The sequence below is a fragment of the Streptomyces sp. NPDC101234 genome, from assembly GCF_044767525.1.
Lineage (GTDB): Bacteria > Actinomycetota > Actinomycetes > Streptomycetales > Streptomycetaceae > Streptomyces > Streptomyces sasae.
Window position 1 is genome coordinate 86,827 of record NZ_JBIWOA010000020.1, and the last position, 20,429, is coordinate 107,255.

Consider the following 20,429-nt stretch of genomic DNA (forward strand, 5'->3'; position numbering starts at 1 on the left):
TCCGGCGCGGCCTCTTCCGCAGCCTCCGCGGCAACGGGGGTGACCACAGCCTCCTCCACGGCCTCGGCCGGGGCACCGACGGGCGCGGAAGCCCGGCGAGTGGCACGGCGACGCGTACGCGGAGCAGGCGCAGCCTCCTCGACGGTCTCGGCGACCTCGGCAGCCTCCGGCGCGGCCTCTTCCGCAGCCTCCGCGGCAACGGGGGTGACCACAGCCTCCTCCACGGCCTCGGCCGGGGCACCGACGGGCGCGGAAGCCCGACGGGTGGCACGGCGACGCGTACGCGGAGCGGGCGCAGCCTCCTCGGCAGACTCGGCGGCAACCGTGGCCTCGGCCGGCTCGGTGGCTGCGGCAGCGACGGCGGGCTCAGCCGTCTCCACGGCCCCGGCGGGCGCGGAGGCCCGGCGGGTGGCGCGACGACGCGTACGCGGAGCGGGTGCGGTCTCTTCGACAGCCTCGACGGTCTCGACCGTCTCGGCTGCTGCCGTTACCGGCTCTGCGGTCTCGGCGGCCGGTATGGCCGGCGCGGTGCTCTCGGCCACGGCCTCGGTGGGCGGTCCCGCGGGGCGGGACGCGGCACGGCGACGCCTGCGCGGCGGCAGGGTGTCGCTGGGGGTGTTCAGTTCGGAGCCCTCGGTGGGCTCGGTCGGTTCGAGCATGCGGGCGTTTCTCCCGTCAGGCTCCCGGGCGCCGCGCCTGGTCCGGCGTCGATCGGTCGAGCGATCGCCGGTGACGTCCGCGGCTCGCGCGGTGCGCGGTGCCGCCGTGTGGGGCGCGGGCGCCGCACAGGAGCTTTCTGTGTCCTGTCTCGCCGGTTCCGTACGCCTTGTCGCGGACGGCCTGGCGAAAGTCTTCTGGTCGGTGCGCTGCCCGACCCAGGTGGCTCCCGAGTACGAGGGCGGCGCTTCGACGTCCGTCCTTCGCGGTACCTTCCTTACGCCGACGCCGTCGCGGCGGCAGCGGGTTCGGCCTTGGAAAGGGCCTGAGCTGCCTCGCGGTCGGGCGCGAGCGGGTCGGTCACCGTGCCGGTCTCTTCATCGAACAGCCCCTGCGCCAGCCTGGTCACCGCTGCGGGGACCGGCGGCGCCAGGTCGGCCACGGCGCGGAGACCGGACAGGACGTCGTCGGGTCGTACGGCAGGCGTCACGTGCCGAACAACCAGCCGCAGTATCGCACAGGGCTGGTCGGTCGGCCTATCAGCCGTTTCACTCTGTGTTTCAAGTTGCACGACCGCGGGGCGGGCGTCGAAGGTGCGGACGCCGTTCTTGGTGGTGCGCCGGACCTCGACGGACTCGGCGGTGTTGAACGCGGCGACGGCCTGTTCGGCCTCCGCAGGGTCCACGCCGGGCAGCCACAGCTCCCACACGGAGGCGGTGAGCCGGTCGGCCAGTCCGGACGTGCGTGCCTCGACCGCGTCGACGATGTCGAGCCCGGTGGGCAGGGACTCGTCGAGGAGTGCGCGCAGCCGCTCCGGGTCGCGGTGTGCGGCGAGCGCGATCTCCAGGTACTCGGCCTCGCTGCCCGTGCCGGTGGGTGCGGCATTGGCGTACGACACCTTCGGGTGCGGTGTGAACCCCGCCGAGTAGGCCATGGGCACCTCGGCGCGGCGCAGCGCACGCTCGAAGGCGCGCTGGAAGTCACGGTGGCTGGTGAACCGGAGGCGGCCGCGCTTGGTGTAGCGCAGTCGGATGCGCTGCACCGCGGGTGCGGGCGGCGGGCCTTCGGGCTGTCGCTTGCCCAGTGTCGTCAGTCCTTCGTGGTTCTCGTGCGAGGGCCGTACCGCTGTCGGCCGTACGGCTGTGTACTGCTATCCATCAAGAGTACGTGTGCCGCGGCCCCTGGGTTCCCGGCGGTCCACGGGCGCGGGCCGGCTCGGCTCGCCGAAGAGGGCGCGGCGCAGGTCGGCGCGGGCCTGGCGTACGGCGCGGCCGATCGCGCGTGCGGCCTCGGCCGCCGGGCGCAGTACGAGGTCGCGCACGACGTGTCCGACCGGGGTGAGGACGGTCCGGTACACCCAGCGCGCGGGCTCCCGGAAGATCCACCGGAAGAGGGTCCCGAGAACCCGTCCGGCGGCCCGTACGACGTACCCGGCGGCCCGCCAGGCGTGGCCGAGGGCCTCCCCGATCTCCTTGAGGACGATGCCGAGAACGCGACCGGCCGGGGCGAGGATCCAGCGCCACAGGGCGAGGGCGGGCAGGACGAGGAGTACGCGCGCGGTCCAGTACAGGGCGGCGCCGAGCATGTCGAGCGCCCGAGCAACGCCCTTCGCGAGGGGGGTGAGGAGCCATACGAGCGCATGGCCGATCGGAGTGAGCACGCGCGTGTACAGCCACCCGAGAGCGTGGCCTGTCGAGATGAGCACGCGCGTGCAGAGCCACGCGAGGGCGTGGCCGATCGGGGTGAGCACGCGCGCGTAGAGCCACGCGAGGGCGTGACCGAGGGGGGTGAGCAGGTGGCGGTACAGCCAGATCAGGGGGACCACGAGGAGCAGGTACAGGATCCGGCCGATCGCGCGTACCACCGGGGCGAGGACGTATCGCCCCAGAAACCGCGCGACGGCGGCGAGCACGTCCCAGAGCACGCGTACCGGCAGCACCACCAGGAACACGAAGACGCGCACGGGGATTCTGATCGCCACGACGAGGCACCCTTCGGGGTGCTGTGTCTGCGGCTGCCGCTGTGGCTGCTGTGGCTGTTTCTGCATGTCCATGGCCGAATAGACGCTATCGCGGGCCGCGCGGATGCGAACCGCCCCCCTTGATCACCGAATGGCAGCGACACGGTAACGGTTGACCCGCACACGCCAATATGAATGGAACCGGCCATGTCGGCTTGATTTGCTGGGGGCCGAATCAAGCCTTGATCCCCGGGGGGACGAGTAATGAACTGGTACGTGGATGTACTGAAGAAGTACGCGGTGTTCAGCGGCCGCGCGCGTCGGCAGGAATTTTGGATGTTCTACCTGTTCAACCTGATCGCCGTCATTGTGCTGGCGCTCGTCGGACGGGCCATCGGATTCCCCGCCCTCAGCGCGGTCTACATCCTCGCGGTACTGCTGCCCTACCTCGGTGTCACGGTCCGCCGGCTGCACGACACCGGCCGCTCCGGCTGGGCGATCCTGGTCGGCATCATCCCGCTGGTCGGCTGGATCTTCTTGCTCGTCTGGCTTGCCTCCGACGGCAAGCCGGAGGAGAACCAGTACGGCGTCAACCCGAAGTACGCGGCCGCCGTCTGATCCCGCATCACCCCGAAGGCCCGCCGGATGCGTCCGGCGGGCCTTCGGTCTGTTTCCCGTTTCCCGTTTCCTGTTTCCGCCTATGCGGCGGAGGACGAGCCCCTGTTGCGTTCGGCCTGGAGGTGCAGGACCAGGAAGAGGACGCGGAGTACGTCGTCGGGAAGGGCCGTCCAGCCTTCGGGGAGGACGACACGGCGGGGGCGGCCGCCCAGGAGGCCGTACGAGACCCCGATCGGGCCGATCGCACTCACCCGGCCGCTGAGCCTGGGGTGTTCCACGGGGTAGGGCCCGATGCGGCGTGGAATCCCGGCCCAGGCGGTGCAGTCGACGTCCCAGGTACCGAACGTTCTCGGGACACTGCCCAGGCGGCCATAGGTGATCTCGGTGTCGCCGATCCACCGCAGCCGGCTCCCGAGCAGGTCGTACTCCAGCGAAAGCGATCCGAGCGCCCGGGGCCTGCCGCCCCAGCCGCCGTAGGTGAGCTGGACGTCCCCGATGGAGCGGAGCCGGCCGCCCAGCAGGTCGTAGCCCAGTTCCAGTTCCAGTCCCATGTCCGCCGACTCCCCCGCCGCTCGCACGCCTTCGGTCTCCCCGATTGTGCGGCCGGTCCGGCCCGCCTTCCATGGCGGTCGTGTCACGGTTTCCCTGCCGCCGGGAAGATCCGGTCCAGGTGGTGCTCCAGAACGGCGACGGCGGATTCCGGGCTGCGCTGGCCGGCGAGGACGCTGCTGCCGAGGCCCGCGGACATGGCGAGGAGGCCGACCGCCTCCAGCTCCGGGTCGACGCCGGGGTGGGTGAGGCCCGACTCCCGGGCCTGCCGGAGGAGTCCGGCCAGCGTGCGTTCGGCGGCGTCGGGATCCTTGAGGAAGGGCTGGGCGGCCAGGGCCGGGTCGGTCACGGCCAGCAATGCGTACGAGGTGTACAGCAGGTGGAAGGTGCGGCTCTCCGCGTCGGTCGGCAGCGCCGCCAGGAGCAGGGCCTCGACCAGCGCGCGCGGCGGCGGGGCCGCCCCGGCGTCCCGGACCAGGGTGGCGACCCGCTCCCCGAACCGCTCGGTCAGCCGCTGCAGCCCGTACAGCAGCAGCTTCTCCTTGGTCTCGAAGTAGTACTGCACCAGTCGCAGCGACACCCCGGCCTCCGCGGCCACGTCCCGCATCCCGACGGCGTGCAGCCCGCGCCGCTCCGCGACCCGGACGAGCGCCTCGCCGATCTCCGCACGCCGCTCCGCGTGGTCCACACGCTTGGGCATCGGCCGTTCCTTTCGTCCGCGTTCCGCTCCAGGCGAACTTGATGATACGGCCGTACCCGATACGGCTGTACCACCATCATGGTACGGTCGTATCACGAAAAGCCGAAGCCCGATCCCCGGAGGTGGCCGTGACCCAGACCGCTGTCCGCACCCAGCCAGACGTCGGCCGTTATGTGAGCGACGCCCTGCGCGACCGCTACTTCGAGGCCTGTGACGCGCTGTACGCGATGGGCGCGCCCGCGACAGGCGAGACCGATGTGGAGACCTCCTTCGGCATCACGCACGTCTACCGCTACGACCCGGTGGACCCGGCCGCCGCCGCCCGCATCCCCGTGGTCCTCGTCCATGGCTCGGGCTCCTGCTCGGCCATGTGGTATCCGAACACCCGCGGCCTCGCCGACGAGCGCCCCGTCTACGCGATCGACACCCTGGGCGACCCCGGCCGCAGCATCCAGCACACCTCGATCCACCAGCCCGAACGGGCCGCGCAGTGGCTCGACGAGACCCTCGCCGGCCTCGGCCTCGACCGGGTGCACCTGGTGGGTTCCTCCTACGGTGGCTGGCTCGTGCTCAACGCGGCACACCGCAGGCCCGAGCGGCTGGCCTCGGTCACCCTGCTCGACCCGGGCGGTCTGGAGAAGGTCGGGCTGCGGTTCTACACCTGGATCTGGGTCAGCCTGTTCGCGACGTTCGCGCCCAAGGCGCTGCGGCCACGCCTCGCGGCCTGGCTGGAGCAGCCGGTGCTCGTCGTACCGGAGCTGCGCAGGATGATCCACCTGGCCGTGCGCTCGTACCGCATCCGCCGGCCGGCCCCGCTCCCCCTGTCCGAGGCCGAGCTGTCCACCGTCCGCACCCCGCTCTACCTGGTCCTCGGCAAGCGCGGCCTGCTCCTGCACCCGCGGCGCCAGGTCGAGCGTGTGCCCCGGCTGATACCGGGCGCGCGGGCCGAGATCGTCGCCGCCAGCGGGCACACCCCGCAGATCGATCACCCGAACGAGGTCAACCGCCGCATGCTCGCCTTCATGGACTCGGTCGGCTGACAGGCCTCACTTCCTGTGGCCGGGGGCGGGAGCGGGAGCGGCAGCCAAGCGGTCCTCCGGGAGGCGTGCCGCGCCCGGGGACGGGCACGGGCGTTCCTTGGCGTCCCGCGCTCGTCCCCGGGCGTCCCGCGCTCGCCACGGGCGTCCCGCCCGTCCCGCTCGTCCTCACCCGCGCCGGGTGAAGCGGCCCGGTGCGGACCGGGCGCAGCGTGGGCATGGCCGGAATCCGGCCTCGGCAGTCGCGTCGAAGGGGCGGCCATGAGCTCGCAGATCTACCTGGCATACGACTACCCGCTGCTCAGCGCGTTCTGGACCATCCTCTGGATCGGCCTGTGGTTCCTCTGGTTCTTCCTGTTGTTCAGGGTCGTCTTCGACATCTTCCGGGACGAGAACCTGAGCGGCTGGGGCAAGGCCGGCTGGACCCTCTTCGTCCTCGTGGTGCCCTTCCTGGGCGTCCTGGTCTATCTGATCGCCCGGGGCAAGGACATGGCCCGGCGTGAAGTGGCGCAGGCGCAGGCACGGCGCCGGGAACTGGACGCCTATGTCCGCGAGACCGCGGCCGGCGACCGGCCCGGCAAGGCCGACGAACTCGCCAGGCTCGCCGCGCTGCGTGCGCACGGCGACATCACGGAGGAGGAGTTCACCCGCGCGAAGCAACTGGTCCTGAGCGGCGACCGTGGCGGCTCCTGACCGTCTCACGGTCGTCTCGTGGGCGCGCCTCGCCCTGCTCGCCCTGCTCGGCAGCGTGCTGGTCCTGCTGGTCAGCGCCGGGCTGAGAAGCCTGCTGTGGATGCTGGTCGCCATGGCGGGAGTGGCCGTGGCGGCCGTCGGCACATGGTGGGCGCTCGCGCACTCCGGATGGCTGCGGGTCACCGGGGCCCTGCTGGCACCGGCGGCACTCGTCGCGGTCCTGGCGTTGTTCGCCACGCACGGCGTGCTGGCACCCGCTCTGCTGTCCCTGGCCCTGTGGCTGCTGGCGCTGGCGGCCGCGCGGATCTCGACGACCCCTGCCCGGCGCTCCGGTCGGGGCAACGAGCCCGTTCCGGTGCCTGCGGCGCAACGGCCCTGGGCGGTGATGAACCCGCGCTCCGGCGGCGGCAAGGTGGAGCGCTTCCGGCTGGCCGAGAGGGCGCGGGCGGCCGGCGTTCGAGTCGTCGTGCTGGATCCGGACCACCACCAGGACGTGGCGGAGCTGGCCCGGCGTGCGCTCGCGGACGGGGCCGACCTGCTCGCGGTGGCCGGCGGGGACGGTACCCAGGCGCTGGTCGCAGAGGTCGCGGCCGGGCACGACGTGCCGTTCGTGGTGATCCCGGCGGGGACCCGCAACCACTTCGCGCTGGACCTGGGGCTCGACCGCGACGACCCGGCCGCCGGGCTGGAGGCGTTCACCGACGCCGTCGAGTTCCGTGTCGACCTGGGGTTCGCGGCGGGCCGGGTGTTCGTCAACAACGCGTCGTTCGGGACGTACGCGGCCGTGGTCGGCGATCCCGCCTACCGGGACGCGAAACTGCGCACCACCCTGCAGGCGCTGCCCGGCCTGCTCACCGGTCCGAACGCACCCCGGCTGCGGATGCGCGCCGGTCGCCGGCACGCCGAGGGCCTCCAGGCGGTACTCGTCAGCAACAACCCCTACCGGGCCGTGATCGACCCGGCCGCTCCCGGACTGCGGGAGAGCCTGGACTCCGGGCGGCTCGGAGTGCTGGGCCTGCGCGTCGAGAACTCGGCGCAGGCGGCTCTGGCGCTGACCGGTGACCGGAGATCCACGGCAGTGACCCGGCTGACGGCCCGCGAGGTCGTGGTCGACGCGGACCCTGGAGCCGACGCCGACCCGCCGGCCGACCTGAGCACCGGCACCGGCACCGGCACCGGCACCGGCACCGGCACCGGCACCGAGACAGGTTCGGGCGGGGGCAAGGACATCGCGGCCGTGCCGACCGTCTCGACCGTCCCGGCCGGCATCGACGGCGAGTCCGTCCTGCTGCCCGCGCCGGTGGTCTGCCGGGTGGTCCCCGGCGCGCTACGGGTCCGTGTCCCCCGGCACCGGCCGGGCACCCCGCCGAACCGGCCCCGGGCCGACTGGCGGAGGGTGACCCGTCTGGCGCTGACGCCCCTGTGGCGGCGCACCGGGCGGACACCGGCCGACCGCTGAGGGCCGCGCCGCGGACGGCGGCGCCCGGCCCTTCGACGCCCTCACGACTCGGCGGTCGCGTCAAGGCAAGGTGCGGGCCGGCTGCTGTCCGGGTGCGGGGCCTGACCCGACCTGACCCGGCCTGACCCGGCCTGACCCGGCCTGACCCGGCCTGACCCGGCCTGACCCGGCCTGACCCGGCCGTCCGGCGTGCGCCGGTCCGGCCGCGGAACGCGGTGAGGTGGGTACGACGACACGGCGCGGACTCCGGGAACGGATGGGCGAGCCGCCGCCTCAGCGCTGCGAGGTGACCGCTCGTCATGGGCCGCCGTCCCGCCGCCCTGAGGGCCGCCCCAGGCGTGTCACGTCCGTGCGACAGGCCTGCCGTTCCAGCGGGCGAGGAACTTGCCGAGCTCCCACAGCGCCAGCAGCGCGAGTGCCGGGAGGAGCGTCCAGGCGAACTGGGCCAGGTTCAGTTCGGTCGTCCCGAGCAGCCGGCGGAAGGCATCCATCTGGGTGACCAGGACCGCGAGGACGAACTCGATCAGCATGGCCCGGTTCATCTGCTTGCTGTCGAAGCTGGCGGTGGTGAGGACGGTGTCCCGTTCGCTGCGGCACTCCAGGGCGGCCACGATCAGGCAGAGCGCGAACGACGTGAACGCCATCGACTGGCCGATCGCGACACTGCCGTAGCGGGAGGTGCCGAGTTCGATCAGGCAGAGCAGGCCGATGGTGATCACCAGGCCGGACAGTCCGACGGTGAGCATCACGCCCCGGGTGAGCACATGCGCGCCGCGCGGTCGCGGCCGGCGGGCCATCAGGCCGGGGCTCTGCCGGTCGAAGCCGAGGGCAAAGCCGAACGCCGCGTTGACGAAGAAGTGGATCCACAGCACCTGCGCCGGGGTGAACGGCTCTCCGGCGGCGATGTCGAACAGGGTCGCGCCGAGGAACGTCAGCACGAACACCACGAGCAGGACGAGCACGAACCGGATGTACTTGGTGAGGTTGTCGTAGATCTTGCGGCCCTGCTCGACGGCGAAGACGATCGTGGCGAAGTTGTCGTCGGCGAGCACCATACGGCCGGCGTTCTTGGCGACCTCGGTGCCGGAGCCCATGGCGATACCGACGTCGGCCGCCTTGATGGCGGGGGCGTCGTTGACGCCGTCGCCGGTCATGGCCACCACACGGCCCTTCTTCTTCAGGGTCTCGGCGAGCAGCACCTTGTGCTCGGGCGCGACCCGGCCGACGACACCGATGCCGTCGATCCTGGCCAGCCGTTCGCTCTCCGGGAGGGCGGCGAAGTCCGCGCCGAGCATGGCCTCGCCCTCGATGCCGAGCTGCCGGGCGATGGCGGCGCCGGTGACGACGTCGTCGCCGGTGACCATGCGGACCCTGATGTGCGCGGCCTGCGCGTCGGCGACGGCGGCCTTCGACTCGGCGCGGGGCGGGTCGACCATCCCGACCAGGCTGGTCATCTGCAGGTCGGTGACGTAGCCGAGCAGGTCGCCGTCCGGGTCGAAGCCGGCCGGGTCGAGGTCGCGGCGGGCGGCGGCCATCACCCTGAGGCCCTCGCCGCCCATCCGCTCGACGTGCTCCTGCGCCCGCTGCCGTAGAGCGTCGTCCCAGGGGACGGACTCGCCCTGCCGCAGTGCGGTGGCGGCGCGGGCCATCATGGCGGGCGCCGCACCCTTCACAAAGCAGCGCACGACCGGGCGGCCGTCGGCGTCGGTGGCCCGGTTGAAGGTGGCCATCAGCTTGTAGGACGGGTCGAAGGGCAGTACGGCCAGCCGGGGCAGCCGTTCCCGGGTGGTGTCGACGTCCAGGCCGGCCTTGTGGCCGAGGACCAGCAGGGCGCCCTCCGTGGGGTCACCGACGACCTTGCCGTCCACCAGCCGGGCGTCGTTGGCGACCAGGTAGGGCAGGATCGCGTCCGTCATGTCGGGGGCGCTGCCGACGGGATGCCGGATCCTGCCCTCCAGGCTGTAGCCGGTACCGGAGACGGTGTAGCGGTCACCGGGGTCGATGACCTCGACCGCGGTCATCTGGTTCATGGTGAGCGTGCCGGTCTTGTCGGAGTTGATCGCCGAGGTGAACCCCAGCGCCTCCACCGACGGCAGGTCCTTCACGATCGCCCGGCGCCGGGACAGGTCGACGGCGCCGATGGACAGGATCGTCTGGGACACGGTCGGCAGGGCCTCCGGGATGGCGGCGATCGCCAGCGAGACGGCGCTGACGAACAGCGCGTCCCACGCCGTACCGCGGCTGCGGCCGAGCACGAACATCAGGATCATCGTCACCCCGGCCGTCGCCGTGATCCACAGGGTGAGCCGGTCCATCTCCCGGGTCAGCGGCGAGGCCTCCCGCGGGGTGCTCGACAACATGCCCGAGATACGGCCGAGTTCGGTGTCCGCACCGGTGGCCGTGACGACGACGGTGCCGCTGCCGTGGGTGACGGGGGTGTTCATGAACGCCATGTTGTGGCGTTCGCCGGGCGGCAGGCCGGCGTCGGTGAGGGGGCCCGACTCCTTCGCCGCCGGCACGCTCTCGCCGGTCAGCGCCGACTCGTCTATCTGCAGGGCGTTCGCCAGGACGATACGGCCGTCCGCCGGCACCTCGTCGCCCGCCGCGAGCAGCACCACGTCGCCCGGGACGACCTGCTCGGCCGGGATCTGCGACTCCGTCCCGTCCCTGCGCACCCGGGCGGTCGCCTTCATCATCGACTTCAGCGCGTTCATGGCGCTGTCCGCCTTGCCCTCCTGGCGCATCCCGGCGACCGCGTTGACCACGGTCAGGACGAGCAGCAGGACCCCGGTGCTCCACTCCTTGATGACGAGCGAGACGACGGCGGCGCCCACCAGGACCAGCTGCATGTAGCTGCGGTACTGGGCGAGGTAGCGGCGCCAGCCGGGCAGCGGCTTCTCCTCGGGCAGCGCGTTCGGGCCGTGCGTACGCAGCAGTTCCGCGGCGCGTGCGGTGGACAGTCCGGCGGCCGGGTCCACCTCGAACGCCGCGGCCACCTCCTCCGGCGGCCGCGTGTACCACGTCCGGCCGTCGGCCGCCCGGTCCCGATCCCGGTCCCGGTCCCGGTCCTGCGAGGCGTCTGTCTGCGCGGTCATGAAGGTGCCTCCGATCCCGGCCCCCGCCCCTCACACCCCCTCGGTCAGCTGTGCTTGCGGTGCTTCTTCTGCCGTTTCCCCTGCCGCTCCTTCGCCCCTGGTGGGGCCGCCGCCCGTCCGGCCTCGGCCGCGTAGGGGTCCGGAGCCGCCCCTTCGGGGGCCTCCGCCTCCAACTCCCGCCTGACCTCGGCCAGCTCGCTGCGGGTCGCGTCGCTGACCTGCGGATACCGGGGGTCGATATCGATGAGGGTGTGCGCCAGCACGGCGGCCGCGCACACCCGCGCGAACCACTTGTGGTCGGCGGGGATGACGTACCAGGGCGCCCATTCCGTACTGGTGGCGGAGAGCATCTGCGAGAACGCCCGCTGGTAGTCGTCCCAGTAGGCCCGTTCACGCACGTCGGCCGACGAGAACTTCCAGTTCCGCTCCGGGACGTCGATGCGCTTGAGGAAACGGATGCGCTGTTCTTCCTTCGACAGGTTCAGAAACAGTTTTACGATCCTGAAGCCGTTGTCGCTCAGATAGTGCTCCCAGTCGTTGATCTCCCGGTAGCGCCGCTCCCACACGTCCGGGCCGCGTGCCGAGTCGGGCAGTTTCTGGCGGCGCAGGTTCTCCGGATGGACCCGGACCACGAGCACTTCCTCGTAGTGGGAGCGGTTGAAGATGCCGATCTCTCCACGCCGGGGCAGCTCGCGGGTGTAGCGCCACAGGTAGTCGTGGTCGAGTTCCTCGCTGGAGGGCACCTTGAAGCCGGAGACGCGCACACCCTGCGGATTCACGCCGCTCATGACATGGCGGATGGTGCCGTCCTTGCCGCCGGCGTCCAGGGCCTGCAGGCACAGCAGCACCCCGTAGGTGTCCTGAGCGGCCAGCCGCCGCTGGTAGTCGGCGAGGAGTTCGATGCCGTTGCGGAGCAGTTCGACGCCTTCCTTCTTCTTGCTGATGCCGGCCTTGTAACCGGGGTCGAAGTCCTTGGCCAGCCGGACCTTGCTCCCGGGCTCGACCCGCAGAGGCCCGATGAACTCCGCTATGCGCTCGGCTCTCTCGTCGCCCATCGCCCGCTCGCCCTTCCGCTCGCCCTTCCGTTCACCCGTCCATCGGCCCGCACCCACCGCACCACCACGCCATCGCGCCACCACGCCAGCACGCCACCGCTCCGGAGGCCGACAGTCTCTCTCCGGCAGCATCCGGCCGGGCGGCGAAGCGTGCCTCACCCTTGCCGGGTGGTTCCGGCGCCCAGGGGACGGCCGCCTCGTGCGTCCCGGTACGGCCCGGGACCGGACGGAAGGGGACTCATAGGTGAACTCCCGCGGGATCTCCGGCCGTGAGCTGAGCCGGGCGGGACGGGCCGGCCGCTCCGGCCACCGGCGGCGACATATCGCTCAGGGGCCGTCTGCCGGGCGGCCCGCGTCCGTCGCCCGGCGGGCCGACGCCGCCGCCCGGTCGGCACGGGCCGGCAGCCGGGCCCTGCTGTGGGGCCACCACAGCAGGTCGCCGAGGAAGAGCGCGACCACCAGCCATGAGGCGACGGTCTCGCCGATGGAGCCGATGGAGCCGGTCAGGGTGTCATGGACGGCGAGAGCGGCCGCGAAGACGGTGACGGAGACGACGACCCAGCGGCGCTGCCGGTCCTCTTCGGCGGCCCGGTGCGGAGCGCCGGCGTACTCGACGACCGCGGGCACCAGCCGGGGATCGGCTACGGTCCCGCCACCGCGGGCGGCATGTACGACAGCCGCGCGGTCGGCGCCCTTCATGTCCCTGGCCGCGGGCCGGAGCCGGTCCATCCGGCGGGCCACCCGGATCCCGTAGTACACGCCCAGCACCACGAAGACCACCACGGCGCCCGCCCACGCCGCCGACTCCACGAGAACGAAGGCCCCGAAGAGGACACCGGCGCCGAGGCCCGCACCGGCGGCCCGGCCCACCGGCCCCCAGCGCCACAGCCGGCCCGGAACGAGGACCATCCGACCACGGTGGCCATCGCCCGCCCCGGAATCAACCACCGAACCGGCACGTCACCCCCGGCACCCGCACACGGCGCACCACCCACTACAGCGTCGTACGCCCTCGTACGCCCCCGTACGCCCCCGGGCTCCCCCGCTCCCCCGCGCTCACCTGTGCCCCAGGTACTCCCCGGTGTCAGGCGGAGGCGTCGCCGCCGCCACGCCGCGGCAGCACACCGGCCGCGACGAGCGAGTCGTATATCCGCTGCTGTTCCTCGTCGAGCCCGGAGTAGAGCATGTCGTACGCCTCCTCCTCGCCCCGCACCATCTCGACGGGGTCCCAGTCGGCACCGAGCGCCTCCATGACATGGGCACGGCGGGTCATTTCGTGCCCGGTGAGATCGACGACGAAGTCGGCCGGCTCGGCGGGAAGGGCGGCATCAGAAGTGGACATATGACCGAATTTAGGCATGTGCCGCGGCCACGACAAGGGTCCGTGGGGCACATCACAGCAGGTCACCGACGCGCACGGCCGGCCGGAGCCGAGCACGCCGGATCATGCACGGCAACTGACGGGCGCGCGCGTGGCGTTGCCCCGGCGCCGGTCCCGAACCGACCGCGTGTCCTGCGCAGTTGACGCTCGGGGTGCGGCTCGGCACGGTCGAGCGGATAATCGAAGCAGACACGGTTTTCGCCTCCTCAGTCATGCCTCCGACCTGGCGGTACGGCACAGACGGCGGAACCGCTCGCCACACGGCTCGGCCTGCATGTCTGACGGCGCTTCGCCCGCGCGCAGGAGCCGCCCCCGGTGATCAACGCCTGTGACGCGCCGCCGCCGTGACGGCGCGGGGCCGGTCGAACGGGCCCGGTTGTTCCGGAACGCGAAGAAACCACCCGCGCGAAGAACAACCCACGCGAAGAACAACCCACGTAAGAACACCGGACGAGCAGGGCTGTTTTCCGGCACCGCTCCTCTTGCACCGCTCCTCTTGCACTCGAGGTAATTCCCATGACCAGGACCTGCCGCCCCAACTGCATCGTTCCACCGCACCTTCTCGAAAAGCTCCTGCGAAGTGACGACGCCGAAGTGCACAAGGCCGCCCTGGCCACCTTGCTGACCACCGCTTCCTTGCGCGGCGAGCGAACGATCCGGGCGTCCTTCGCCGGTATCGCCACCCCCGGCAATGGCCGGCGGACCGTCTTCGACTGCCAGAACGGCAGGCTGCTGCCCCTCGCCACGCTGATCCGGACGGAGGACGGAGCGCCGTCCACGGACGATTCCGTCAACCGGGCGTTCGACGGGCTGGGTACGACGCGCGATTTCTACCGCGATGTGTTCAACCGCAGTTCGATCGACGACCAGGGAATGCGACTGGACGGGTACGTGCATTTCAGCACGCATTACAACAACGCGTTCTGGGACGGGCAGCAGATGGTGTTCGGTGACGGGGACGGAAGGATCTTCACCGACTTCACCGGATCTCTCACCGTCATCGCCCACGAGTTGACGCACGGAGTCACCGAGAACACCGCGGCCCTCGCGTACCACAACCAGTCCGGGGCGCTGAACGAGTCGGTGTCCGATGTCTTCGGGTCTCTGGTCAAGCAGTGGTCGCTGAAGCAGTCGGCCGACGAGGCGGACTGGATGATCGGGTCCGAGGTCTTCACACCGGGCATCGAAGGCGACGCCCTGCGCTCGATGCGGGACCCGGGCCACGCGTACGACAACGCCCTGCTCGGCAAGGATCCCCAGCCCGACCACATGAGCAAGTACGTCAACCTGCCCGACACCGAGAACGGCGACTTCGGCGGGGTGCACATCAACTCCGGTATTCCGAACAAGGCGTTCTACCTGGTGGCGACCGGCATCGGCGGATTCGCGTTCGAGGCCGCCGGACTCATCTGGTACGAGTCGCTGAAGGCGTCCAGCCCGGACACCCAGTTCCAGGACTTCGCGGACACCACCTACCAGAAGGCCGGGGAACTGTACGGGGCGGGCAGCGCCGAACAGTTGGCCGTGCTGACGGCCTGGCAGGACGTGGGCATCCAGATCAGCGGGGTCCCGACCGCGGTCGCCCGGGCCCGCAGCCTCGGGGGCACCCGCGACGGCGTGGCCGGCCGGGAGGACGGCCTGGCGGCCCTGAGCAGGCAGATCGGCGCCCTGGCCGCCCAGGTGACGGGCCTGTCCAACGAGGTGAACGCGCTGAAGGCGAGCAGGTGACCGACCGCCGGCGGGTGACGCGGACGGTCCGACGACGATGAAGGTGACCCTGGCGACGCACGGCGGGCAGGCGGCGGGAATCAACCTCCGCCTCCCGCCCAGGGTGCTGGACACCGACGCCCTGCCCGAGGACGCCGCGGCGGAGTTCAGCCGCCTGGTGACGGCGGTCCTCCCGGAAGCCGGGAGGGAACGGCCGCCGGACCGGGCCCCGGACGCCATGAGCTACACGATCACGGTGGAGGACGGCGGCCGTACGACCGTACTCACAAGGTCGGACACCGACATGTCCCCGGCCTTCGCGGCCCTCCTCGGCCGGCTGGAGCACCACTTCGCGCAGCGCGACGAACGCATGTGAACCCGCCCGCGCACGGCGTCAACACCGTCGTTTTCCCGGCAACACCGTCGTCTTTGCAGGAAGTTCGGACCTCGGATTTCGCGCCTCGGCGGAATACGCCTTCGGTCCGGGGCTGTTGAACGCGCCGACACGATCGATGTGCGTGGCCTGGCGAGGAGGCGCGGTGAGCACGCGATGAGGGCGGTGCGGTTCCACGAGTACGGCGGGATCGACGTACTGCGGGTGGAGGAGGTGGCGCGGCCGGTGCCCGGCCCCGGGCAGCTGCTGGTCGAGGTGCGTGCCGCCGGTGTGCAGCCCGGCGAGGTGATGATCCGTGAGGGCGCGCGGCACGGCCGCTGGCCGGCGACGTTCCCCTCCGGGCAGGGCAGTGACGTGGCCGGTGTCGTGGCGGAGACGGGCCCCGAGGTGCGTGGCTTCGCGGTGGGCGACGAGGTCCTGGGCTTCACCCACGACAGGGCGAGCCATGCGGAGTTCGTCGTGGTCGACGACGTGAACGTGGTCACCCGTCCCCAGGGGCTGTCCTGGGACGTTGCCGGGTCGTTGTACGTGGCCGGTACGACCGCCTACGCCTGCGTGTTCGCGGTGGATCCCGGCCCGGCCGACACGGTCGTGGTGTCCGGTGCGGCGGGCGGCGTCGGCTCGCTCGCCGTGCAGCTCGCGCGGCGGCGCGGCGCCACGGTGATCGGGCTGGCGAGCGAGCGGAACCATGCCTGGCTGAAGGACCGCGGTGTTCTCCCGGTCGAGTACGGGCAGGGCGCGGCCGAGCGGATCCGGCAGGCCGCCGGCGGGAGCGTGGACGCGTTCGTCGACACGTTCGGCGACGGCTATGTGGAGCTGGCGGTGGAGTTGGGCGTACGGCCCGAGCGGATCAACACGATCCGCGACTGGCAGGCCGCGGCGAAGGTCGGCGCGCGGACGTACGGAGAGGGCTCGGCGGCGTGCGCGGTCGTCGTCGGTGAACTGGCCCGGCTCGCCGCGCGTGGCGAGCTGGAGGTGCCGATCGCCCGCACCTACCCGCTGGAGCGGGTACGGGACGCGTTCCGGGAACTGGAACGCGGGCACACCCACGGCAAGATCGTGCTCCGCCCGTAGCCGGTGAGCCGTTGCTCGTAGACTCCTGGCGTGGCATTCATGAGCACCCCGCACTGCTGCTTCCTGTGACCGGAGGCCGTTGAGGGCGAGGCCGGCCGGCGTCGCCCTCCTCGGTGTGCCCGCCGCGTGAACCGTCTTTCCGGCACCGCCCCTTCCCTCCTGAAGCAGTGGCCCACCGGACGCGCCCGCGGGCACGGCCCCGTCCGTTCACCTCTGCCAGGAGTGCCAAGTGCCCGCATTGCTTCCCCCTGCCCTCGAACTCTCCCTCGACCTGCTGCGCTGCCCGGCGTGCCGCACGCGCCGCCTGCACCCGGACCGCGGCTCACTGCGCTGCTCGGCAGGGCACGCCTTCGACATCGGCCGACAGGGCTACGTCGGCCTCCTGACGGGCGCCCGCGCCACCAGCGGCGACGACGCGGCCATGGTCCGGGCGAGGGAGCGGTTCCTGGCCGGCGGCGGGTATCTGCCCATCCGGCAGGCCGTGGCCCGGCTGGCGGCCGACGCCGTGTCCGGGCACGGGCACGGGCACGGGACGGTCGTGGACTCCGGGTGCGGCACGGGCCACTACCTCGCCGGGGTGCTCGACCGGTTGCCCGCCGCCCGGGGACTGGGGCTGGACAGTTCGGTGCGCGCGCTGCGCTCGGCGGCCCGAGCCCATCCGCGCGCCGCCGCGGCGGCCTGGGACGTCTTCCGTCCCTTCCCGCTGGCCGACGCGGTCGCCGACGTCGTGCTGGACGTGTTCGCCCCGCGCAACCCCGCCGAGTTCCGCCGGGTGCTCCGCCCGGACGGCCGGCTGATCGTGGTACGTCCGACCGGACGGCACCTGGCCGAACTGGGCGGCCGCGTGCCGGGGATGGTCACGGTCGACCCGGCCAAGGAACGGCGCCTCCACCGGGCGCTGCACCCGTTCTTCGAGGCCGCCGCCACCGGGCAGGTGGAGTACCGCACGTTCCTGACCGGGCCGGAGGCCCTGAACCTGCTGCGGATGACACCGAGTGCGCGCCACCTGAGCCCCGCAGCACCGGACGGAGACGGTGTCCTGCCCGGCCGGGTCACCGTCTCCGTGCTGGTCACCGCATACCGGCCTCGATGACCACGAGCGGCGCGTGCGCCCGTTCGCGGAGCGCCTTCGCAGGTGTCCCGGAGCGCGGCGCCGCCGCCGTCCGCCGGTCCGTCACGCCCGCTGTTAGCCCACCTGGACGGGTGTAACTGTGCCGGTCAGCGGTCCGGGCGGTCTCGCATGCTTGCATCCTGCAAGGAGGCCCATGGCATGACTGACGAGAGACAGCAGGACACCCGCTCCCGACTCACCGCGTCCCGGCGTCATGTGCGGGCGGCGGTCGCCCCTGCGGCCATAGCCGGCCGGCCCGGTGGCATGAAGCGATTCATGTCCTTCGTCCGGCACGGGGACCACGGCACGCTCCTGACGGGTGACGCCGTGGTCGCCGCCCGCAAGCACCGGCTCGGCGGCACAGGAGCCGCCCTCGACGGCGACCTGGTCGTGGTCGCCAACGAGGTCCGCCCCGTCCTCGTGGCCCTGCGCCGCGGTGGGGCCGAACTCGTCGAAGCACACCACCACGACCTCTCCGACGAACCACACCTGTTCTTCGTCCACTACCGGGCTGTCGGCGATCCCGTCAGACCCACCGAGGCCGCTCGCCGGGCCGTGGACGTCACCAACGTCGTACCCATGCCTGGAGGAGCCGGCTGATGGCCGCCGACAACGAGACAATCACCTGCCCGTTCGACTTCAGCGAAGCACTCGACTTCGACCCCTCGCTCGCCGACCTGATGGAGCGCCGTTCCCCCGCGCGCATCCGGCTCCCGTACGGCGATGCGGATGCCTGGCTGGTCACCGGCTTCGACGCCGTGAAGCAGGTGACCACCGACGCCCGGTTCAGCAGGGCGGGCATCATCGGTCACGACTACCCCCGGATGACGCCGGAGCCCATCGTCTCGCCGGAATCGATCAACGTGATGGACCCGCCGCACAGCAGCCGCGTCCGCCACCTGGCCTCACAGGCCTTCACCCAGCAGCAGGTCGACGGCATGCGGGACCGGATCAGCTGGCTCGCGGACCGTCTGCTGGACAACATGGAGAAGGAGGGTGGGCCGGTGGACCTGGTCCAGCACCTCTCCGACCCGCTCCCTCAGCACACCGTCCTGGATCTCCTCGGTGTCGAGCCGGAGGAATGGCCGAAGCTCCAGGAGTACGTGCACCGGCTGCTGGTCGTCGGCGCGGGCAGCAAGGAGGCCGCGGCGGCCGCCAAGGCCGATCTGACGGCGTACTTCGGCGAACTCGTCAAACAGCGCCGGGACTCACCCGGCTCGGACCTCATCAGTGCGATGGCCGCGGCACGGGAGGGCGAGGAACAGCTCGACGACAGGGAGCTGGCGGTCATGGCGCTGACGCTGGCGCTCAGCGGCCAGGACACGGCGACCTGCCAGATCAGCGACATCGTGTACCTGCTCCTGACCCGTCCCGAGCTGATGCGGCAGGTCACGCGGCGGCCCGAGACCCTGACCGACGTCGTGCACGAACTGCTCCGCTGCATCCCCTTCCGCAAGGGGGTCGGCATCCCGCGCGTGGCTCTCGAGGACGTGGAACTGGACGGTGCGCGGATCAAGGCGGGCGACTTCGTGCACGTGTCGTACCTGACGGCCAACCGTGACCCGGAACGCTATCCGGACCCGCACGTCATCGACGTGGACCGCCCCAGCGCTCCGCACATGACCTTCGGCTGGGGCGGACACCGGTGCATCGCGATGCCGTTGGCCATGGCGGAGCTCGAAGTGGCCATCGGCCGTCTTGTGGAGAGGTTCCCGGGCCTGCGGCTCGCGGTGCCACCGGAGGAGCTGCGGTGGGACACGGAGACCATCAGGCGTTTTCCGCTGGAGCTGCCGGTGACCTGGTAGGAGGGCGTCCGTCGCGCCGGGCCGGACGGTGTCGTACACCGTCCGGCCCGGACGCCGTCCGCCGCATCCGCCCGGCTGCGGTCCCCCCGCGGGCACGGCCCGAACCGTGGCCGCTCAGGTCTGTCGCCGGGAGAGCGACAGCCGGCGTCGCTCTCGGTCGACGTCCGTGACGACGACCGTCAGCCGATCGCCGACCTGTACGAGGTCCTCCGGCGCCGCCACGGGCACCGAGCTCAGCTCGGACAGCCGGACCAGGCCCGCGATCCCGTCGGCGACCTCCACGAAGACACCGAACGGGACCAGTTTCGTCACCCGTCCGCTCAGCCTCTGTCCCACCGCGATGCCTTCGACGAACACCAGGAAGGGGTCCGGGTCCATCGCCCGCAGGGACAGCCGGGCCTCCCCGTTCCATGTGTCGAACTGCAGGAACTCGCACGACACCCGCTGCCCGATCGCCACGACATCGGATGCCGCGTCGATATGACGCCAGGACAGCTCGGGAATCGTGATGAAGCCGACGCCGGGATACACCGGATGCTCCGGGCCCTCGTCCAACGCCACGAAGACACCGAACCGCTCGATCGCCGCCACCGTGCCGTCCAGGACCTCACCATGACGAAGCCCCTTGAGGAACGCCCAGAGTTCCGGGTTCTCAGTCGCCGCCATCGACAGCCACACCCGGCCCGCGTCCAGATCCACAGCGGTCGCCTCACCGCTGACCCGCTGCCCGACCACAGCAACGTCGGCGAGACGCCGACTCCAGGAACCGTCCAACGGCCCCACCCTGCCCAGCGGCTGGGCCATGAAGCCGTCCAGGACCACCGATATCTCAGAGCCGGAAATCGCAGCGATCGTCCCGTGACAGACGTCACCGACCTGAATCGTCGCCAGGAACCTCCGGACGGCCTGTCCGGCCGACGCATCCCCCATACCGCGAAGGCTCTCATGCAGAGATCGTCAGGCCCACCCCTCCCCGGGCTGAATCGGCCTGCTGCCGACTTGCGGGAAGCGCGGCGGCCGGCCGCTTCCAGTTCGCCGTCCGTCGACGGCTGCGCAGGCGCCCGTCTCGGCCTCGCCCGCTTCCTACCGATCGGGTTCAGCCGGCCGGGCGTCGTCCCATGCCGGATCCACCGT

19 protein-coding genes and 1 pseudogene are annotated in these 20,429 nt (G+C 71.7%); 10 read left to right on the forward strand and 10 right to left on the reverse strand.

Features of this window, described 5'->3' with window-relative positions; genetic code table 11:
• The 3 genes and pseudogenes from ACIRR9_RS32385 to ACIRR9_RS32395 all read right to left on the reverse strand — a co-directional run.
• Nucleotides 1–659, reverse strand: a pseudogene (locus ACIRR9_RS32385) (ribonuclease E/G); the annotation flags it as partial.
• Between the two features lie 275 nt (nt 660–934).
• A complete protein-coding gene (locus ACIRR9_RS32390; RefSeq protein ID WP_403759098.1) occupies nt 935–1,699 on the reverse strand; it encodes a TIGR03936 family radical SAM-associated protein in 765 nt (254 codons plus the stop codon).
• A 108-nt stretch (nt 1,700–1,807) separates the two neighbouring features.
• Nucleotides 1,808–2,710, reverse strand: a complete 903-nt coding sequence (locus tag ACIRR9_RS32395) for a hypothetical protein (protein WP_403759101.1) — start codon at nt 2,708–2,710, stop codon at nt 1,808–1,810.
• Between the two features lie 171 nt (nt 2,711–2,881).
• On the opposite strand from ACIRR9_RS32395, the gene ACIRR9_RS32400 reads away from it, so the two are divergent.
• Complete coding sequence (locus tag ACIRR9_RS32400; protein ID WP_403759104.1) at nt 2,882–3,235, forward strand: DUF805 domain-containing protein; 354 nt, start codon at nt 2,882–2,884, stop codon at nt 3,233–3,235.
• 80 nt (nt 3,236–3,315) lie between these two features.
• On the opposite strand, the gene ACIRR9_RS32405 is transcribed toward ACIRR9_RS32400, so the two are convergent.
• Entirely contained in the window at nt 3,316–3,786 is a 471-nt protein-coding gene (locus ACIRR9_RS32405; protein WP_123977014.1) for a hypothetical protein, read from the reverse strand.
• A gap of 83 nt (nt 3,787–3,869) precedes the next feature.
• Complete coding sequence (locus ACIRR9_RS32410) at nt 3,870–4,484, reverse strand: TetR/AcrR family transcriptional regulator (protein WP_403759107.1); 615 nt, start codon at nt 4,482–4,484, stop codon at nt 3,870–3,872.
• Nucleotides 4,485–4,612: 128 nt separating this feature from the next.
• On the opposite strand from ACIRR9_RS32410, the gene ACIRR9_RS32415 reads away from it, so the two are divergent.
• From ACIRR9_RS32415 to ACIRR9_RS32425, 3 genes are all read left to right on the forward strand, one after another.
• On the forward strand, nt 4,613–5,524 hold the full coding sequence (locus ACIRR9_RS32415) for an alpha/beta fold hydrolase (protein ID WP_403759110.1): 912 nt from the start codon (nt 4,613–4,615) through the stop codon (nt 5,522–5,524).
• Between the two features lie 258 nt (nt 5,525–5,782).
• A complete protein-coding gene (locus tag ACIRR9_RS32420; RefSeq protein ID WP_403759113.1) occupies nt 5,783–6,214 on the forward strand; it encodes an SHOCT domain-containing protein in 432 nt (143 codons plus the stop codon).
• Nucleotides 6,201–7,673 (forward strand): diacylglycerol/lipid kinase family protein, encoded by a 1,473-nt coding sequence (locus ACIRR9_RS32425; RefSeq protein ID WP_403759116.1) that lies wholly within the window; start codon nt 6,201–6,203, stop codon nt 7,671–7,673. Before ACIRR9_RS32420 ends, ACIRR9_RS32425 begins: the two co-directional genes overlap by 14 nt.
• 341 nt (nt 7,674–8,014) lie before the next feature.
• Here ACIRR9_RS32425 and ACIRR9_RS32430 read toward each other — a convergent pair whose 3' ends face one another.
• The 4 genes from ACIRR9_RS32430 to ACIRR9_RS32445 all read right to left on the reverse strand — a co-directional run bounded on the left by ACIRR9_RS32430 (nt 8,015) and on the right by ACIRR9_RS32445 (nt 13,165).
• Nucleotides 8,015–10,768, reverse strand: a complete 2,754-nt coding sequence (locus tag ACIRR9_RS32430) for a cation-translocating P-type ATPase (protein ID WP_403759119.1) — start codon at nt 10,766–10,768, stop codon at nt 8,015–8,017.
• Between the two features lie 44 nt (nt 10,769–10,812).
• Nucleotides 10,813–11,823, reverse strand: coding sequence for a polyphosphate kinase 2 family protein (locus ACIRR9_RS32435; RefSeq protein WP_403759122.1), 1,011 nt, complete (start codon nt 11,821–11,823; stop codon nt 10,813–10,815).
• Between the two features lie 327 nt (nt 11,824–12,150).
• On the reverse strand, nt 12,151–12,732 hold the full coding sequence (locus tag ACIRR9_RS32440) for a hypothetical protein (RefSeq protein WP_403759124.1): 582 nt from the start codon (nt 12,730–12,732) through the stop codon (nt 12,151–12,153).
• 175 nt (nt 12,733–12,907) lie between these two features.
• Nucleotides 12,908–13,165 carry a DUF6400 family protein gene (locus tag ACIRR9_RS32445; protein ID WP_316773050.1) on the reverse strand — a complete coding sequence of 86 codons (258 nt, stop codon included), beginning with the start codon at nt 13,163–13,165 and terminating at the stop codon, nt 12,908–12,910.
• A gap of 555 nt (nt 13,166–13,720) precedes the next feature.
• On the opposite strand from ACIRR9_RS32445, the gene ACIRR9_RS32450 reads away from it, so the two are divergent.
• From ACIRR9_RS32450 to ACIRR9_RS32475, 6 genes are all read left to right on the forward strand, one after another.
• Nucleotides 13,721–14,932, forward strand: coding sequence for a M4 family metallopeptidase (locus ACIRR9_RS32450; protein ID WP_403759128.1), 1,212 nt, complete (start codon nt 13,721–13,723; stop codon nt 14,930–14,932).
• Nucleotides 14,933–14,969: 37 nt separating this feature from the next.
• The gene (locus tag ACIRR9_RS32455) at nt 14,970–15,287 is read left to right on the forward strand and encodes a protealysin inhibitor emfourin (protein WP_403759131.1); all 318 of its coding nucleotides are present in this window, start codon (nt 14,970–14,972) and stop codon (nt 15,285–15,287) included.
• Nucleotides 15,288–15,461: 174 nt separating this feature from the next.
• Nucleotides 15,462–16,379, forward strand: coding sequence for an NADP-dependent oxidoreductase (locus ACIRR9_RS32460; RefSeq protein WP_403759134.1), 918 nt, complete (start codon nt 15,462–15,464; stop codon nt 16,377–16,379).
• 229 nt (nt 16,380–16,608) lie between these two features.
• Nucleotides 16,609–17,472, forward strand: coding sequence for a putative RNA methyltransferase (locus ACIRR9_RS32465; protein WP_403759137.1), 864 nt, complete (start codon nt 16,609–16,611; stop codon nt 17,470–17,472).
• Between the two features lie 177 nt (nt 17,473–17,649).
• The gene (locus tag ACIRR9_RS32470) at nt 17,650–18,090 is read left to right on the forward strand and encodes a DUF1259 domain-containing protein (RefSeq protein WP_403759140.1); all 441 of its coding nucleotides are present in this window, start codon (nt 17,650–17,652) and stop codon (nt 18,088–18,090) included.
• Nucleotides 18,090–19,295, forward strand: coding sequence for a cytochrome P450 (locus ACIRR9_RS32475; protein ID WP_403759143.1), 1,206 nt, complete (start codon nt 18,090–18,092; stop codon nt 19,293–19,295). Before ACIRR9_RS32470 ends, ACIRR9_RS32475 begins: the two co-directional genes overlap by 1 nt.
• A 114-nt stretch (nt 19,296–19,409) precedes the next feature.
• Here ACIRR9_RS32475 and ACIRR9_RS32480 read toward each other — a convergent pair whose 3' ends face one another.
• A complete protein-coding gene (locus ACIRR9_RS32480) occupies nt 19,410–20,225 on the reverse strand; it encodes a S1 RNA-binding domain-containing protein (protein ID WP_403759146.1) in 816 nt (271 codons plus the stop codon).
• Nucleotides 20,226–20,429 lie beyond the last annotated feature (204 nt).

Excerpts from the sequence above, each read along its gene's own strand:
- ACIRR9_RS32480 (WP_403759146.1), bottom strand. The coding sequence starts at position 20,225 with ATGGGGGATGCGTCGGCCGGACAGGCCGTCCGGAGGTTCCTGGCGACG.
- ACIRR9_RS32430 (WP_403759119.1), bottom strand. The coding sequence starts at position 10,768 with ATGACCGCGCAGACAGACGCCTCGCAGGACCGGGACCGGGACCGGGAT.
- ACIRR9_RS32420 (WP_403759113.1), top strand. The coding sequence starts at position 5,783 with ATGAGCTCGCAGATCTACCTGGCATACGACTACCCGCTGCTCAGCGCG.
- ACIRR9_RS32405 (WP_123977014.1), bottom strand. The coding sequence starts at position 3,786 with ATGGGACTGGAACTGGAACTGGGCTACGACCTGCTGGGCGGCCGGCTC.
- ACIRR9_RS32455 (WP_403759131.1), top strand. The coding sequence starts at position 14,970 with ATGAAGGTGACCCTGGCGACGCACGGCGGGCAGGCGGCGGGAATCAAC.
- ACIRR9_RS32445 (WP_316773050.1), bottom strand. The coding sequence starts at position 13,165 with ATGTCCACTTCTGATGCCGCCCTTCCCGCCGAGCCGGCCGACTTCGTC.
- ACIRR9_RS32475 (WP_403759143.1), top strand. The coding sequence starts at position 18,090 with ATGGCCGCCGACAACGAGACAATCACCTGCCCGTTCGACTTCAGCGAA.
- ACIRR9_RS32435 (WP_403759122.1), bottom strand. The coding sequence starts at position 11,823 with ATGGGCGACGAGAGAGCCGAGCGCATAGCGGAGTTCATCGGGCCTCTG.
- ACIRR9_RS32410 (WP_403759107.1), bottom strand. The coding sequence starts at position 4,484 with ATGCCCAAGCGTGTGGACCACGCGGAGCGGCGTGCGGAGATCGGCGAG.
- ACIRR9_RS32440 (WP_403759124.1), bottom strand. The coding sequence starts at position 12,732 with ATGGTCCTCGTTCCGGGCCGGCTGTGGCGCTGGGGGCCGGTGGGCCGG.
- ACIRR9_RS32470 (WP_403759140.1), top strand. The coding sequence starts at position 17,650 with ATGACTGACGAGAGACAGCAGGACACCCGCTCCCGACTCACCGCGTCC.
- ACIRR9_RS32450 (WP_403759128.1), top strand. The coding sequence starts at position 13,721 with ATGACCAGGACCTGCCGCCCCAACTGCATCGTTCCACCGCACCTTCTC.
- ACIRR9_RS32400 (WP_403759104.1), top strand. The coding sequence starts at position 2,882 with ATGAACTGGTACGTGGATGTACTGAAGAAGTACGCGGTGTTCAGCGGC.
- ACIRR9_RS32395 (WP_403759101.1), bottom strand. The coding sequence starts at position 2,710 with ATGGACATGCAGAAACAGCCACAGCAGCCACAGCGGCAGCCGCAGACA.
- ACIRR9_RS32460 (WP_403759134.1), top strand. The coding sequence starts at position 15,462 with ATGAGGGCGGTGCGGTTCCACGAGTACGGCGGGATCGACGTACTGCGG.